Genomic DNA, 12,569 nt, shown 5'->3' with positions numbered 1-12,569 from the left:
GTCGACACCAGCCTTGATGAACTTGTTGATGTCTTCAGTAGCCTTCACGGTGACGCGCGTCGAAGCTGCGGAACCGTCGGTTTGCGTTTCGGTGGTTTTGCCGCCGGTCGCGCCGCCAGCGCCCGAATCCAGGTTCTGGGTGCGACGGAACTGGTAGCCAGCGTCAAACTTGCCGCCAACCACGACTTGCGCGAAGGCGCCGCTCGACATCAGGCCAGCGACGGCCACGGCGATGAGTTTCTTTTGCATTGAATTGCTCCTCATGGATTGAAGATCGGGCCTTGTTGTACCAGGCGGCCGCCCGGCACTCCCGTTTTTCCACCTCTCGAACCGAGAAGTTGCGGGCCATTCTGGCAAAGCGCCGACGCACGGAGCAAGGCAGGGCGCAATTTGACAGGGTGGGCAGCCCTGCTTTGTTGTGTTCACGCAACACACTTGGGTTGGCGCAACGCACAACAACCGGCAACCCCAAGCCAGAAACGACAAAGGCCGCTCTCGCGGCCTTTTTTAATCAACGACTTGAAACTCAAACTGGCAAATCTGCCAGATACAGCGCGGGTTCACCCTCGAAGTCTGAAGTAAACAGCACGCGCTTGTCGTCCGGCGTAAAGGAAGGGTGCGGGTGAGTCACCTGACGGTCCTCCTTGTAAACCTTCCAGGAAGTGCTGTGCTTGCAGATCTGCTTCGTGGTCTTATTTTTGAGATCGAACAGGTACAGGAACGGATCATTCTCGTGCGTGTGCGCAGCCGTGTCCTGCACATCCGGCGGCGTGTCGCAACCGTCACCTACCGCGAGCGAGCCGTCGTAGTTGGAATAGAGGTGCGAACAAGGCGGCATGGTGAGCAGCTCTTCGTTCTTGAGCGTCACGGGGTCGGCGGAACAGATCCAGCGGTCGGAACTACCTTTCTTGTAGGAGACGTAGAGCATCTTCGAGCCATCCGGAGTGAAGAACTCGTGCGTACAGGCTTCGCCTTCCTCGTGTTCCTTGACGCAGCGAACGTTGGTGCCGTCTTCATTGACGAACCACATGCGCGCATCGACGAGATCGTGCGGCCCCTCGTGGCAGTAAGCCACGGTGTTGTCATCGAAGGGGCGATAAAGCGGATGCCCCATCCACTTGGCCTGCTCGTAAATCACGGTACTGGTGCCCGTGGCGATGTCGATCTTGACGAGACGGCAACGCGGCTTCTTGTGGAACTGGACAGCGAATTCTTCCCAGGTCTTGAGCGGCAGCAGGTCGCCTTCGACCACTTCGATGCCGACCAGCTTGGTACAGGCCGAGTTGGCTACCCAGGTGCCATAGCCTTTGTAGCCCTGCGGAACGGTGTAGAGGACTTCCTCTTCCAGCGAGTCAAGCGCTACACGGCGCAGCTCGCGGCCACCCTTCACGTAATAGAGGTACTTGTCGTCCGGTGACAGGAAGTTACCGAAGGTGTTATCGACCTTGCCCTTGCCCTCGGTGAGCTGGCGGGCTTGCTGGGTTTCGAGGTCGAGCAGGTAACTGTTCCAGCTGCCGTTGTCGAAGAGCGCACCGAACAGGAGCTTCTTGCCGTCGTTGGTGAAGCACTTCTGATAGAAGTAGTTGCGATGGCAGGTCACATCGACAGGCGTCAGGCGGGTAACACGGGCACCGGTGTCGGAGTCGGTGAAGTCTTGGAATTTGAGCTGGATGATGTCGCCCTTGGCCATGGGTCAGTCTCCTGGATGTTGCGCGGGTTGAAACAGCTGCGCCGCAGTGCAGCGATGTAGGAAGGTATTTCGGCAGAAAAACGGGAGCCTTTAATTGTACGCGAACGCTCTGCAGCAAGGCGCCGAATTGCTGCAAGGCAGCCATGGCTTGATCCGCAGCAAATAAGGCAGCTCGCACCGCCGCTAGCCTCCCCAGATGCTTACCGCCAGCACGACCCTGCCCCCCCGGCTGATCTGCCCTGCGGGCAGTCTGCCCGCCCTCAAAGCCGCCATTGACCACGGCGCTGACGCGGTTTATCTGGGCCTGAAAGACGCCACCAATGCCCGCAACTTTACGGGGCTGAACTTTGATGCACGCACAGCTCGCGAAGGAGTCGACTACGCCCACCGCCGCGGCCGGCAAGTACTCCTGGCGATCAACACCTATGCCCAGGCCGGAGAGGAGGCACGCTGGCGGGCCGCCGTCGATGCGGCAGCGGAGCTTGGTGTGGATGCCGTGATCCTCGCCGACATGGGATTGCTGGACTACGCCACACGCATCCACCCCACGCTGCGGCGACATCTGTCGGTGCAGGCATCCTGCACCAGCTACGAAGCTATCAACCTCTGTCGCGACCTTTTCGGCATCCAGCGTGCCGTGCTGCCGCGTGTGTTGACCCTGGCGCAGGTGGCGCACGTCATCCAGCACACGACGGTGGAGATCGAGGTTTTCGGCTTCGGCAGCCTGTGCGTGATGGTCGAAGGACGCTGCCTGTTGTCGAGCTACGCCACAGGCGAATCGCCCAATACGGCAGGCGTCTGCTCACCTGCGAAGGCCGTGCGCTGGACTGAAACGGCGCGCGGCACCGAGGCACGTCTGTCGGGCGTCCTCATCGACACCTACACCAAAGGCGAAGCCGCCGGCTACCCCACGCTCTGCAAGGGTCGCTTCGCCGTCAATGGCGAAACCTACTACGCGCTGGAAGAACCCACCAGCCTCAACATTGTCGAGGCTTTGCCCGAGTTGCTGCGTATCGGCGTCGCCGCAATCAAGGTAGAGGGCCGGCAACGCAGTCCGGCCTATGTCGCTGAAGTTACACGCACCCTGCGGGCAGCCATCGACGCAGCCATCGCTTCGCCCGAACGCTTCAACGCCAAACCGGCCTGGCAGCAAGCGCTGGGCAAGGTCTCCGAAGGCCAGCACGTCACCCTCGGCGCCTATGCGCGCCCCTGGAAGTAAACAACGATGAAGCTCAGCCTCGGCCCCCTGCTCTACTTCTGGCCACGCGAACGCGTACTGGCCTTCTACCGTGAAGTCGCCGGCTGGCCCGTCGACGTGGTGTACCTCGGCGAGGTCGTCTGCAGTCGCCGCCAACTGCTGCGCCTCGAGGACTGGCTGAGTATCGCGCAAGAATTGCGTGCAGCCGGAAAGGAGGTCGTCCTGTCCTGCCAGACCCTGCTGGAATCCGAGAGCGAGCTGCGCAACCAGCGGCGCATCACCTCCAGCGCAGACTTCAGGGTCGAGGCCAACGACATGGGCGCTGTCGGCTTGCTGCGCGGCAAGCGCTGGATTGCAGGCACGCACCTCAACCTGTACAACAACACCAGCCTGACGCTGATGCACAGTCTGGGTGCCTGCCGCTGGATTCCCCCACTGGAGATATCCGCAGCACGCCTTGCTGTTGTGCTGCAGGGCATGCCTGCCGGAATGGAAACGGAGGTCTTCGCCTGGGGGCGCCTGCCACTGGCCTTCTCGTCGCGCTGCTTCACGGCACGCCACTTCAACCTGAAAAAGGATGACTGCCAGTTCCGCTGCAAGGAGTACCCGGACGGCATGCCACTCGACACGCGCGAGGCGCGGCACTTCCTCGTCATCAATGGCATTCAGACGCAATCGGCGGCAACTCACAACCTGCTACCCCATGTCGATGCCTTGCGGGCCATGGGCGTGCAGCTGCTGCGCATCAGCCCGCAAGCCGATGGTACGGGCGACGTCGTGCGCGCATTCAGGGCTGGCCTCAACGGCGCACCTTCGGCGGGTCTGTCAGCACTCGCCCCACTGGGGCTCTGCGATGGCTACTGGACCGGTCAGGCCGGCATGCACACGGAGCACGCACATGTTGCCAACTGAGTTTCCTGTGCCGACCCTGTTCGCCCGCATCGGCCCGCGCCTGCCGCAAAAGCCCTGGTCACTGGCGCTGGCCCTGTCGCTCAACGCCACACGCCAGCTCGGCAAACTGCCCGATGACGTGAGCTTCATGGCTGGACGCAGCGTTGCAATCTGCGTACAGGATCTTGGCGCAACAGCCACCATCACCCTTCAACCCAACGGGCGGTTCGCGCCGTCCACGGGCACTGCCGACGTTCGCTTCACCGCCCAGCTGGCGGATCTCGTACGCATCATCCGCCGTCAGGAAGACCCGGACACCCTGTTCTTCCAGCGTCGCCTCCTCATTGAAGGCGACACCGAACTGGGGCTGACACTGAAGAACCTGCTGGACAGCATTGAGCTCCCTGCGTGGCTGATGACGCATAGCTAGGCGCATGCATCGGTACACTGTGCCGATGCTGCACATCCTTTTCCGCGATCAACACTTCATCGCCATCCACAAACCTGCCGGCCTGCTTGTGCATCGCTCGGAAGTGGATCGCCACGAGACACGCTTCGCCATCCAGTTACTACGCGACCAGATCGGCCAGCACGTGTGGCCCGTGCACCGACTGGATCGCGGCACCTCGGGCGTATTGCTCTTTGCGCTCGACAAGGACGCGCTGACCGCCGCCAGCCGGCAATTCGAATCAGGCCTCGTTACCAAGGAATACATGGCGGTGGTGCGTGGCTGGCCGGCGTCGGCGGGCCTCATCGACTACCCACTGCGCCGCATCCGCGAGGAAGACGGCCACGACAGCGACGCGCCAGCACAGGAAGCCCGTACGCACTTCCAGCGCCTCGCGACGCTGACGCTGGAAGTCTGCGTCGACCGCTACCCCACAAGCCGCTACGCCCTGCTGCGCCTGCAGCCCGAAACCGGCCGCCGGCACCAGCTGCGCCGCCACCTCAAGCACATCGCACACCCCATCATCGGCGACGCCACCTATGGCAAGGGAGCGCATAACCGGCTGTTTCAACAGACCTTTTCTACTGGCCGCTTGCTGCTGGCCTGCACTGCCCTTCATCTGCACCACCCGCTGGAAGGTACGCAGATGAATCTTGTCTGCCCTCCGGCCGACGACTTCAAGCAAGTGCTAGCCCACCCGAACTGGGTGGCGGAAAACGGTGGCGTGACTGATTCGCGCATCTTTCACGGTTAACCCCGGTTGACCCGTTGACAGTTAAGCCGAAATGAACGAAATTGCGAACCGTTCGCATTTGCAGAAACAATCGGCAGATGCGAGCTTGTCCAAACCGTTCCGCAAGGCCACTATCCATGTACGTTTGTGTGTGCAACGCAGTAACCGAAAGCGACATCGCGGCGGCAGTGGGGGCCGGGGCACGTCGTTTGCGGGATCTGCGGGATCAACTGGGCGTGGCGGCTGAATGTGGCCGTTGTGCCGAGTGCGCGCACTCGTGCCTGCGACAGCTCACCGCCGACGGTGCTGCCCGGGCTCCTGAAATCATTCATCTGCACAGGAGCAAACCCCATGAAGGGCGACAAGAAAGTCTTGCAGCTGCTTAACCGGCAGCTCACTCACGAACTCACGGCGATCAACCAGTACTTCCTCCACGCTCGCATCTACAAGAGCTGGGGCTTCGAGAAACTCGGCAAGCACGAGTACAAGGAGTCCATCGAGGAAATGCACCACGCCGACAAGCTCATTGAACGCATTCTGCTGCTGGAAGGTCTGCCCAACCTGCAGAACCTCGGCAAGCTGCTGATCGGCGAGAACGTTCCCGAATGCCTGGCTGGCGATCTCAAGCTCGAAACCGGCGCGCATGGCGACCTGAAGGAAGCCATCGCCCACTGCGAATCAGTGCGTGACTTCATCTCCCGCGACATACTGCAGACCATCCTCGACGACACTGAGGAACACATCGACTACCTGGAGACCCAGCTGAGTCTCGTCGACTCGGTCGGCCTGCAGAACTACCTGCAGAGTCAGATGGAGCCGGACGGCTCCTGATCCACCGATACAAGTAAAAACGCCGTACTGTCTCGCGACAGTACGGCGTTTTTGTTTTCAGCTGCTACTCACCGGTCATCGCGACGCGCAAACTGCTTGCGCGGCGCGGGGCGAGAATCGCCGCCACCAAGACCACCGCCAGCCGGACGCGGACGGCTGTCAGCGCTACCTGCCGAGTAACCGCCTTGCGGACGCGAATCGGCGACGCTGCGTGCGGGACGCGAGTCACCTGAGAAATCGCGCTGCGGACGGCTGTCGCCGAAGCTGCGCGCCGGACGCGAATCACCGCCACCTGCGGGACGCGGGCGGCTGTCATTGAACCCACCTTGCGGGCGCTGGCGGTCACCGAAGTCACGACGCGGTGCATCGCCAAAACTGCGACGCGGTGTGTCGGCGCTACCCTCGCCACGCGGCTGGAAACGCGGACGGCTGTCACCATCGCCACCGAAGGGACGACGCGGCGCTTCACTGTCGAAACGACGCGGCGGACGCGAGTCGCCCTCTGACCGGCGCGGGCGACTGTCTTCAGCGTTGAACTCGCGACGCGGGCGATCATTGTCAAAACGCGGACGCTCACCGTCTGTGCGCGGGCGCTCTTCGAAGCGACGCGGCGCGTCACCAAAGCTGCGCGGCGGACGGTCCGCAAAATCACGCTGCGGGCGATCGCCAAAATCGCGTGCAGGGCGGTCAGAGAACTCGCGACGCGGACGATCCGAAAATTCGCGGCGCGGGCCATCGCTGTTGCCAAAGCGCGGGCGATCGCCAAAGCTGCGCGGCTTGTCGCCGAAGCTGCGTTGCGGACGCTCCCCGCGCGGCGCGCGCGGCGTCGGCTCCAGACCAGCGATGACGCTGGGGTTGAAACGTTGTTGCGTGTAACGCTCGATGGCCATGATCTTCGGACGATCACGGTACTCGGCCAAGGTCACGGCAGTACCGCTGCGGCCAGCCCGGCCGGTACGGCCGATACGGTGCACATAGTCTTCAGCCTTCATCGGCAGACCATAGTTGATGACGTGCGAGATGGTCGGCACATCGATGCCGCGCGCAGCCACATCGGTAGCGACCAGCACACGGATTCGACCATCGCGCAGGCTCTTCAGGCGGCGGTTACGCACAGCCTGCGGCATGGCGCCGTGCAGGGCTGCGGCGCTGTGGCCTTCGGCTTCCAGCTCATCAGCCAGCGTGTCGGCGTCGGCCTGCGTGCTGGTGAAGATGATGGCCTGATCGATGCTGGCATCACGCAGCCAGTGATCGAGCAGTTTGCGCTTGTGTGCGAAGCCGTCGACCCAATGCAGCGTCTGGGCGATGTCAGCGTGCTTGTCCTGCGCGCTGGCCAGTTCAAGACGGCCCGGCTCGTCCATGAGACGTGCGGCGAGCTGCATGATGCGCGGCGCGAAGGTGGCCGAGAACATCATTGTCTGCGAACGGCCCTCGCACAGCTTGTGGATGGCTTCGAGGTCTTCGGCAAAGCCGAGGTCGAGCATGCGGTCGGCTTCATCGACGATCAACGCCGCCGTGTGATCCATCCGCAGGACGCGGCGATTGGCCAGGTCGAGCAGGCGGCCCGGCGTGGCGATCACGACCGATGCACCCTTGAGCGACTGGATCTGCTTGCCGAAAGGCATGCCGCCGACGACGGTGGCAATGCGGATGCCACGCGCATGGCGCACGAGATCAATGGCGTCCTGCGCAACTTGTTGCGCCAGTTCGCGCGTCGGGCACAGCACCAGCACGCGCGGGCCGAGAAAGGCGTTGAGCTGCGAATGCTCGGCCCCCATCAGCACGTTGAGTGCCGGAATGAGGAAGGCTGCCGTCTTGCCGCTACCGGTCTGGCTGCTGACCATCCAGTCGCCACCCTTCATGGCAGCAGGGATGGCCTCAGCCTGCACGGGGGTCGGCTGGGTGAAACCGAGACCTTCGATGGCGCGCATCAGCTGCGGCGCCAGGTTGAAGGCGGCAAAGCCGGAAACTGCAGCGGCCTCGGGAGCTGCTTCAGGCGCTGCGGTTTGTGCAGCAAAAGCGGCAATCGCGTCGATTGCGCTGGTTTGGGGTTCGTTGTTGATGCTTGCTTCAGTGTTGCTCATGTCATGCCGCTGCAATCACTGCTCAGCCCGAACGCGTCGCTTGCGCCGTGCAGTACACGGGCAAATGCATTCCATGCGCCGTCTTGCTGGCGCGTGCGGACTGGAGGCGATTGGTAGCGCTCCGTCTGGGCCACTCCGCTTTTGGGTGGCCATTGTTGGTCAAAAAACATCGACCAACAGACGGAAAGTGCGGCAGGACGGGCCGCAAGATCTGGGTTCCTCAATGTGCTGCCGGGAACCCGCTGGGGACGATGCTACAGGGGGTGTTGCTTTTATGGACTTGCTTGGCTTGTGCGCTGATGCATTGCACAAGGCCGCGCATCATTCCATAAAAGCCGCTAAACACCAAGCGTTTTTCGCGAGTTTTGCAGATCGGGGCACAAATTGTCACAACCAGCGTACAGCCCGGCCCACATGGAACCGTTATGGTTCATAGCGCTTCCTGACTCTGAAAGCACGGCCTATATGCTCCGCCCCCTGCTCCGCTCGTTGTTCCTCGGCGCCTGTACCCTGCCATCGCTCGCCCAGGCCACCTGCCCCGATGCGCCCACTGCCATCCGCGACATCGAAGCCAACTCCTTCTACACGGACGCGCACCATTCGCTGATCGACAAGGCGCTGGAGAAGCAGTACCACGACAACATCGCACCACTGGAGGATTTTCTGCGTCAGGTCGCCGCGATGGCGGATCAACGTCTGGAAAAGCAGGATCTGGACGCCGGCCGCTGTGCCCTCGCCTGGCTGGACAGCTGGGCAGCGGGCGGCGCGATGCAGGGCCGCATGATCAACGGACGCGGCGACACGCAGGCCCAGTACGAACGCAAATGGATGCTCGCCGGCCTGTCCGTGGCCTACCTCAAGGTGCGCGATCTTGCTACGCCGGACCAGGCCAGGCGCATTGCGCCGTGGATGCAGGACATTGCCGATCAGTCGCTCGCGCTGTTCGATTCGCCCAAGCACAAGCGCAACAACCACTACTACTGGGTCGGTCTGGCGGTGATGGGCACGGCCGTCGCCACCGACAGCAAGCCGCACCTGGACAAGGCGCGCAGCGTGTTCGACAAGGCCCTCGGCGACGTCGATGACGACGGCACCCTGCCAATGGAAATGGATCGCGCCGGCATGGCCCTGCACTATCACAACTTCGCGCTGGCCCCGCTGGTCGTGATGGCCGAACTGGCACGCTTGCGCGGCGAGGACTGGTACGCGCGTCGCGATGGGCGGCTGCAGAAACTGCTGGCCCGCGTGGAGGGCGGCATCGCCGATCCGGCCTGGTTCCAGCAGCGCACGGGCGTCAAACAGAAGCTGCCGTCAGACGCCGCACAGTGCTGGGTCGTGCTGCTCGGTAAGCCTGCACCTGGCAAATCGAAGAACTGTGCCTACAACCACTTCGGCGGCAGCGTTCGGTTGCTTGCCGCCGGACCGCTCAAGCGCGACTGATCACGCCTCCAGCGACTGCACGGTCGCGGCCTCGAACTTGCCATCGCGATAGTCCTGCAGGGTCTGCTGGATCTCCGCTGCGGTGTTCATGACGAAGGGGCCGTACTGCGCGATCGGCTCGTTGAGAGGCTGCCCCGCGATCAGGATCACACGCGTCGGCTGCGCCGCGTCGATCACCACACCGTCCGCACCATCATTGGCAAGAATAGCCATGTGCCGATCTGCTACGGCCGTGCCGTTGACGCTTGCCTCGCCCCGATAGGTGTAGAGGAAAGCATTGTGACCCACCGGCAGCGGCTGCACGAAGCGGCCGCCCGCCGGCAGATGCACGTCGAGGTAAAGCGGCTCGGTATCCGGCCGTTGCACGGCCCCCGCGACACCCTGGCTCTCACCCGCGATCACACGCACCGTCACGCCGGCATCCGTGGTGAATTCGGGAATGCGCTCGCTCGGGATGTCGCGGTAGTACGGCGCGATCATCTTGTTCTTGGCCGGCAGGTTCACCCACAGCTGGAAGCCTTCCATGAGGCCGTCTTCCTGCTCGGGCAATTCGGAGTGGATGAGGCCGCTGCCCGCCGTCATCCATTGCGCGCCACCGGGGCCCAGCAGGCCCTCATTGCCGGTGCTGTCGTGGTGACGCATGCGGCCGGCGAGCATGTACGTGACCGTCTCGAAACCGCGGTGCGGGTGATCGGGAAAGCCGCCCATGTAGTCTTCCGGATTCTCGTTGCGGAAAGCGTCGAGCATCAGGAAGGGGTCGAGCCGGCGCTGCAGGTTCTGCGTCAGCACGCGGGTCAGCTTGACACCTGCACCATCCGAGGTGGGCATGCCCTGAACGAGGCGTTCGACAGTGCGCGAACGGGTCACAGTATCGAGTCGGGGGGCGGTCATGTTGTTCTCCTGTTTTGCATACAGCACGGCGGGCATCCGCGCCCCCCCCCTCCGGTGGGAGGAAAGGGGCGCGGAGACTCAGGCCGCAATGGCTTCGATGTCGCGACGTGCCGCAGCAATCGCCTTGGCCGCAGCCTCTTCACCCATCGCAAGGCCTTCAGCATAGATGAACTCCACATCCTTCATGCCGAGGAAGCCCAGCACCGCGCGCAGGTAAGGCACTTGCGAATCGGCCGGCGTGTCGCGGTAGAGCCCGCCACGGGCGAGAACCACATACACCTTCTTGCCTGTCAGCAAACCCTCGGGACCGTTGGCGGTGTACTGGAAGGTAACGCGGGCACGCGAGATGGCATCAATCCAGGCCTTCAGCTGCACGGGCACGCCAAAGTTGTACATCGGTACGCCGAGCACCACGACGTCAGCCGCCTGGATCTCGGCAATCGCGGCATCGTCAATGGCGACGCGGGCAGCCTGTTCCGGCGTGCGTTGCTCGGCCGGCGTGAAGAGCGCGCCAAGCGCCGCCTCGTCGAGCACGGGGATCGGATTGCGGGCGAGGTCGCGCACAACGTGATGGGCATCGGGATGCGCGTCCAGCAAGCGGGCGACGACCTCACTGGCGAGCAGGGTGGACTGGGAGCCTTCGCTACGGGCGCTGGCGTTGATTTGCAGGATGTTCATGGTGTTTCTCCGTTCGGGCAGAAGCAGCTTGGGCTCGAAACCGTGCTGCGATGAATGCACTCTAGTCCTGCGAAAAACGGGTCGGAAGGCGTCAGAATGGATAGCATTGTTCCGCTGCAGCAACAATCATCCCGAAGGAAATCGCCATGGAACTCGACGCCAATGACCTGCTGCTTTTCGCCCGCGTTGTCGAAGCAGGCAGCTTCACGCGCGCCGCCGAACGCGTGGGCCTGCCCAAGTCCACCGTGTCGCGCCGCCTCGCCGCACTCGAAACCCGGCTCGGCGAACGTCTGCTCGCCCGCAGCACACGCCAGCTCTCGCTCACCGACTTCGGCAATGGCGTGCTGGAACATGCTCGTCGGCTGCTAGAAGAAGCCGAGGCCGCCCAGGCCTTCGCCCTGCACCGCCAGGCCACGCCGCGCGGCCGCCTGCGCGTGTCGCTGCCGCCGGGCTTCTCGGAGAATCTGGTGCTCAGCAGCTTCTTCCTGCAGTTCTGCACCGACTTTCCCGAAATCCGGCTGGAGCTCGATCTCTCGGCGCGCCGCGTCGACCTGCTCGCCGAACAGTTCGACCTCGCCATCCGCATCGCCAGCAGCCTGCCCGACGACGCCACCCTGGTCGCCCGGCGTCTCGCCACCCTGCCCGGCGGCCTCTACGCCAGCCCCGCCTACCTCAACACCCACGGCCGTCCCAGGACTCCGGATGAACTGCTGACCCATACCGGCCTGCACATGATGAGCAGCAATGGCGAAGTACGTCCCTGGGAGCTCCTGCGCAACAAGGGGGAAGACTGGAGCGGCTTGCCCGCTGGTCCGCTGGCCTCAAATGCCGTCGAGCTCTGCATGCAGATGGCCCTTCACGGCCTGGGCATCGCGCCTTTCACTGATCGCTTCGCCCAGCCGCGTCAGGCCAAAGGCCTGCTCGAACGCGTTTTGCCGGACTGGCGAGTGCCGGACGTCACCATCTGGGCCGTCATGCCCGGGCGCAAGCTCATTCCGGCGCGTACTCGGGCATTCAGTGACGCTCTCGCTGCGGCGTTGCTCAACTGCGAGACAGCGCACTGAACAGGGTTTGAGTTCGGCAAAAAAACCACAGGCCCGAGCCCTCCGGCAAGCCGACAACAATCAAAAAACACAACCAGAACAAATCTGGCAGACCGTTATCACTCAGAACAAAGTCATTTGTTTTTTATTTTTAAATCATAAGTTTACAAAATTGCTGCGTGCGCAGCAAAGAGAGGTTCGCAGTGAACCCGGCGCTCCAGGACTGACGCGTTTTAATAATAAAACAGCGCCAAAAATGCAATTGAGGTGCTCTCCCCGCGCTTGCTCCAATGCGCCCCAAGCCAGAAGAGCTCACAGCAACTCTGGCGACAGTACCGCCACCGTTGCCCGCCAACGGTCACCCGGGATCGCAAAATTTCGAGGAGCAACTCAATGCAAAAGAAACTCATCGCCGTGGCCGTTGCTGGCCTGATGTCGAGCGGCGCCTTCGCGCAAGTCGTGGTTGGCGGCAAGTTTGACGCTGGCTACCAGTTCCGTCAGACCCAGAACGTCGACTCCGCAGCCGGCGGCGCGACTGGCGGCAAAACCACCGAAACGCAAACCGACGGTTCCGCAGCTTCGACGCGCGTCACCGTGAAGGCTACTGAAGACATCAACAAGTTCATCAAGGCTGGTGTCGAC

General features: G+C 62.8%; 11 protein-coding genes and 3 pseudogenes. 9 read left to right on the top strand and 5 right to left on the bottom strand.

Annotated features, from left to right (window positions below; translation table 11 throughout):
- Both ABEA02_RS20070 and ABEA02_RS20065 read right to left on the bottom strand, forming a co-directional pair.
- Window positions 1–249: pseudogene (locus ABEA02_RS20070) on the bottom strand (hypothetical protein); the annotation flags it as partial.
- A gap of 277 nt (window positions 250–526) precedes the next feature.
- On the bottom strand, window positions 527–1,690 hold the full coding sequence (locus ABEA02_RS20065; protein ID WP_345534935.1) for an oligogalacturonate lyase family protein: 1,164 nt from the start codon (window positions 1,688–1,690) through the stop codon (window positions 527–529).
- Window positions 1,691–1,886: 196 nt separating this feature from the next.
- Between ABEA02_RS20065 and ubiU the strand changes: the two genes are divergently transcribed.
- The 6 genes and pseudogenes from ubiU (at window position 1,887) to bfr (ending at window position 5,791) form a co-directional block, all read left to right on the top strand.
- The gene (ubiU, locus tag ABEA02_RS20060; protein WP_345534934.1) at window positions 1,887–2,909 is read left to right on the top strand and encodes a ubiquinone anaerobic biosynthesis protein UbiU; all 1,023 of its coding nucleotides are present in this window, start codon (window positions 1,887–1,889) and stop codon (window positions 2,907–2,909) included.
- Between the two features lie 6 nt (window positions 2,910–2,915).
- Entirely contained in the window at window positions 2,916–3,800 is an 885-nt protein-coding gene (ubiV, locus tag ABEA02_RS20055) for a ubiquinone anaerobic biosynthesis protein UbiV (protein WP_345534933.1), read from the top strand.
- Window positions 3,787–4,194, top strand: a pseudogene (gene ubiT, locus ABEA02_RS20050) (ubiquinone anaerobic biosynthesis accessory factor UbiT); the annotation flags it as partial. The gene ubiV and the pseudogene ubiT, both read left to right, overlap by 14 nt.
- A 40-nt stretch (window positions 4,195–4,234) precedes the next feature.
- Window positions 4,235–4,981 (top strand): pseudouridine synthase, encoded by a 747-nt coding sequence (locus ABEA02_RS20045; RefSeq protein ID WP_425584694.1) that lies wholly within the window; start codon window positions 4,235–4,237, stop codon window positions 4,979–4,981.
- Window positions 4,982–5,058: 77 nt separating this feature from the next.
- Window positions 5,059–5,346 carry a (2Fe-2S)-binding protein gene (locus tag ABEA02_RS20040; protein ID WP_425584693.1) on the top strand — a complete coding sequence of 96 codons (288 nt, stop codon included), beginning with the start codon at window positions 5,059–5,061 and terminating at the stop codon, window positions 5,344–5,346.
- Window positions 5,312–5,791 (top strand): bacterioferritin, encoded by a 480-nt coding sequence (gene bfr, locus ABEA02_RS20035; protein ID WP_345534928.1) that lies wholly within the window; start codon window positions 5,312–5,314, stop codon window positions 5,789–5,791. The genes ABEA02_RS20040 and bfr overlap by 35 nt, the downstream gene beginning before the upstream one ends.
- 68 nt (window positions 5,792–5,859) lie before the next feature.
- Here bfr and ABEA02_RS20030 read toward each other — a convergent pair whose 3' ends face one another.
- On the bottom strand, window positions 5,860–7,875 hold the full coding sequence (locus ABEA02_RS20030; RefSeq protein WP_345534926.1) for a DEAD/DEAH box helicase: 2,016 nt from the start codon (window positions 7,873–7,875) through the stop codon (window positions 5,860–5,862).
- A 465-nt stretch (window positions 7,876–8,340) separates the two neighbouring features.
- On the opposite strand from ABEA02_RS20030, the gene ABEA02_RS20025 reads away from it, so the two are divergent.
- The gene (locus ABEA02_RS20025; RefSeq protein WP_345534925.1) at window positions 8,341–9,315 is read left to right on the top strand and encodes an alginate lyase family protein; all 975 of its coding nucleotides are present in this window, start codon (window positions 8,341–8,343) and stop codon (window positions 9,313–9,315) included.
- Here the strand turns inward: ABEA02_RS20025 and ABEA02_RS20020 are convergent, their stop codons facing one another.
- Both ABEA02_RS20020 and ABEA02_RS20015 read right to left on the bottom strand, forming a co-directional pair.
- The gene (locus ABEA02_RS20020) at window positions 9,316–10,206 is read right to left on the bottom strand and encodes a pirin family protein (protein ID WP_345534924.1); all 891 of its coding nucleotides are present in this window, start codon (window positions 10,204–10,206) and stop codon (window positions 9,316–9,318) included.
- 78 nt (window positions 10,207–10,284) lie between these two features.
- Window positions 10,285–10,884 (bottom strand): FMN-dependent NADH-azoreductase, encoded by a 600-nt coding sequence (locus ABEA02_RS20015; RefSeq protein ID WP_345534922.1) that lies wholly within the window; start codon window positions 10,882–10,884, stop codon window positions 10,285–10,287.
- A 146-nt stretch (window positions 10,885–11,030) separates the two neighbouring features.
- On the opposite strand from ABEA02_RS20015, the gene ABEA02_RS20010 reads away from it, so the two are divergent.
- The gene (locus tag ABEA02_RS20010) at window positions 11,031–11,948 is read left to right on the top strand and encodes a LysR family transcriptional regulator (RefSeq protein WP_345534921.1); all 918 of its coding nucleotides are present in this window, start codon (window positions 11,031–11,033) and stop codon (window positions 11,946–11,948) included.
- A gap of 372 nt (window positions 11,949–12,320) precedes the next feature.
- Window positions 12,321–12,569, top strand: a pseudogene (locus tag ABEA02_RS20005) (hypothetical protein); the annotation flags it as partial.

The sequence above is a fragment of the Viridibacterium curvum genome, assembly GCF_039544165.1.
Classification (GTDB): Bacteria; Pseudomonadota; Gammaproteobacteria; order Burkholderiales; family Rhodocyclaceae; genus Viridibacterium; species Viridibacterium curvum.
Note: the sequence above shows the minus strand (reverse complement) of the source record. Positions and strands in the feature narration are given on the sequence as shown.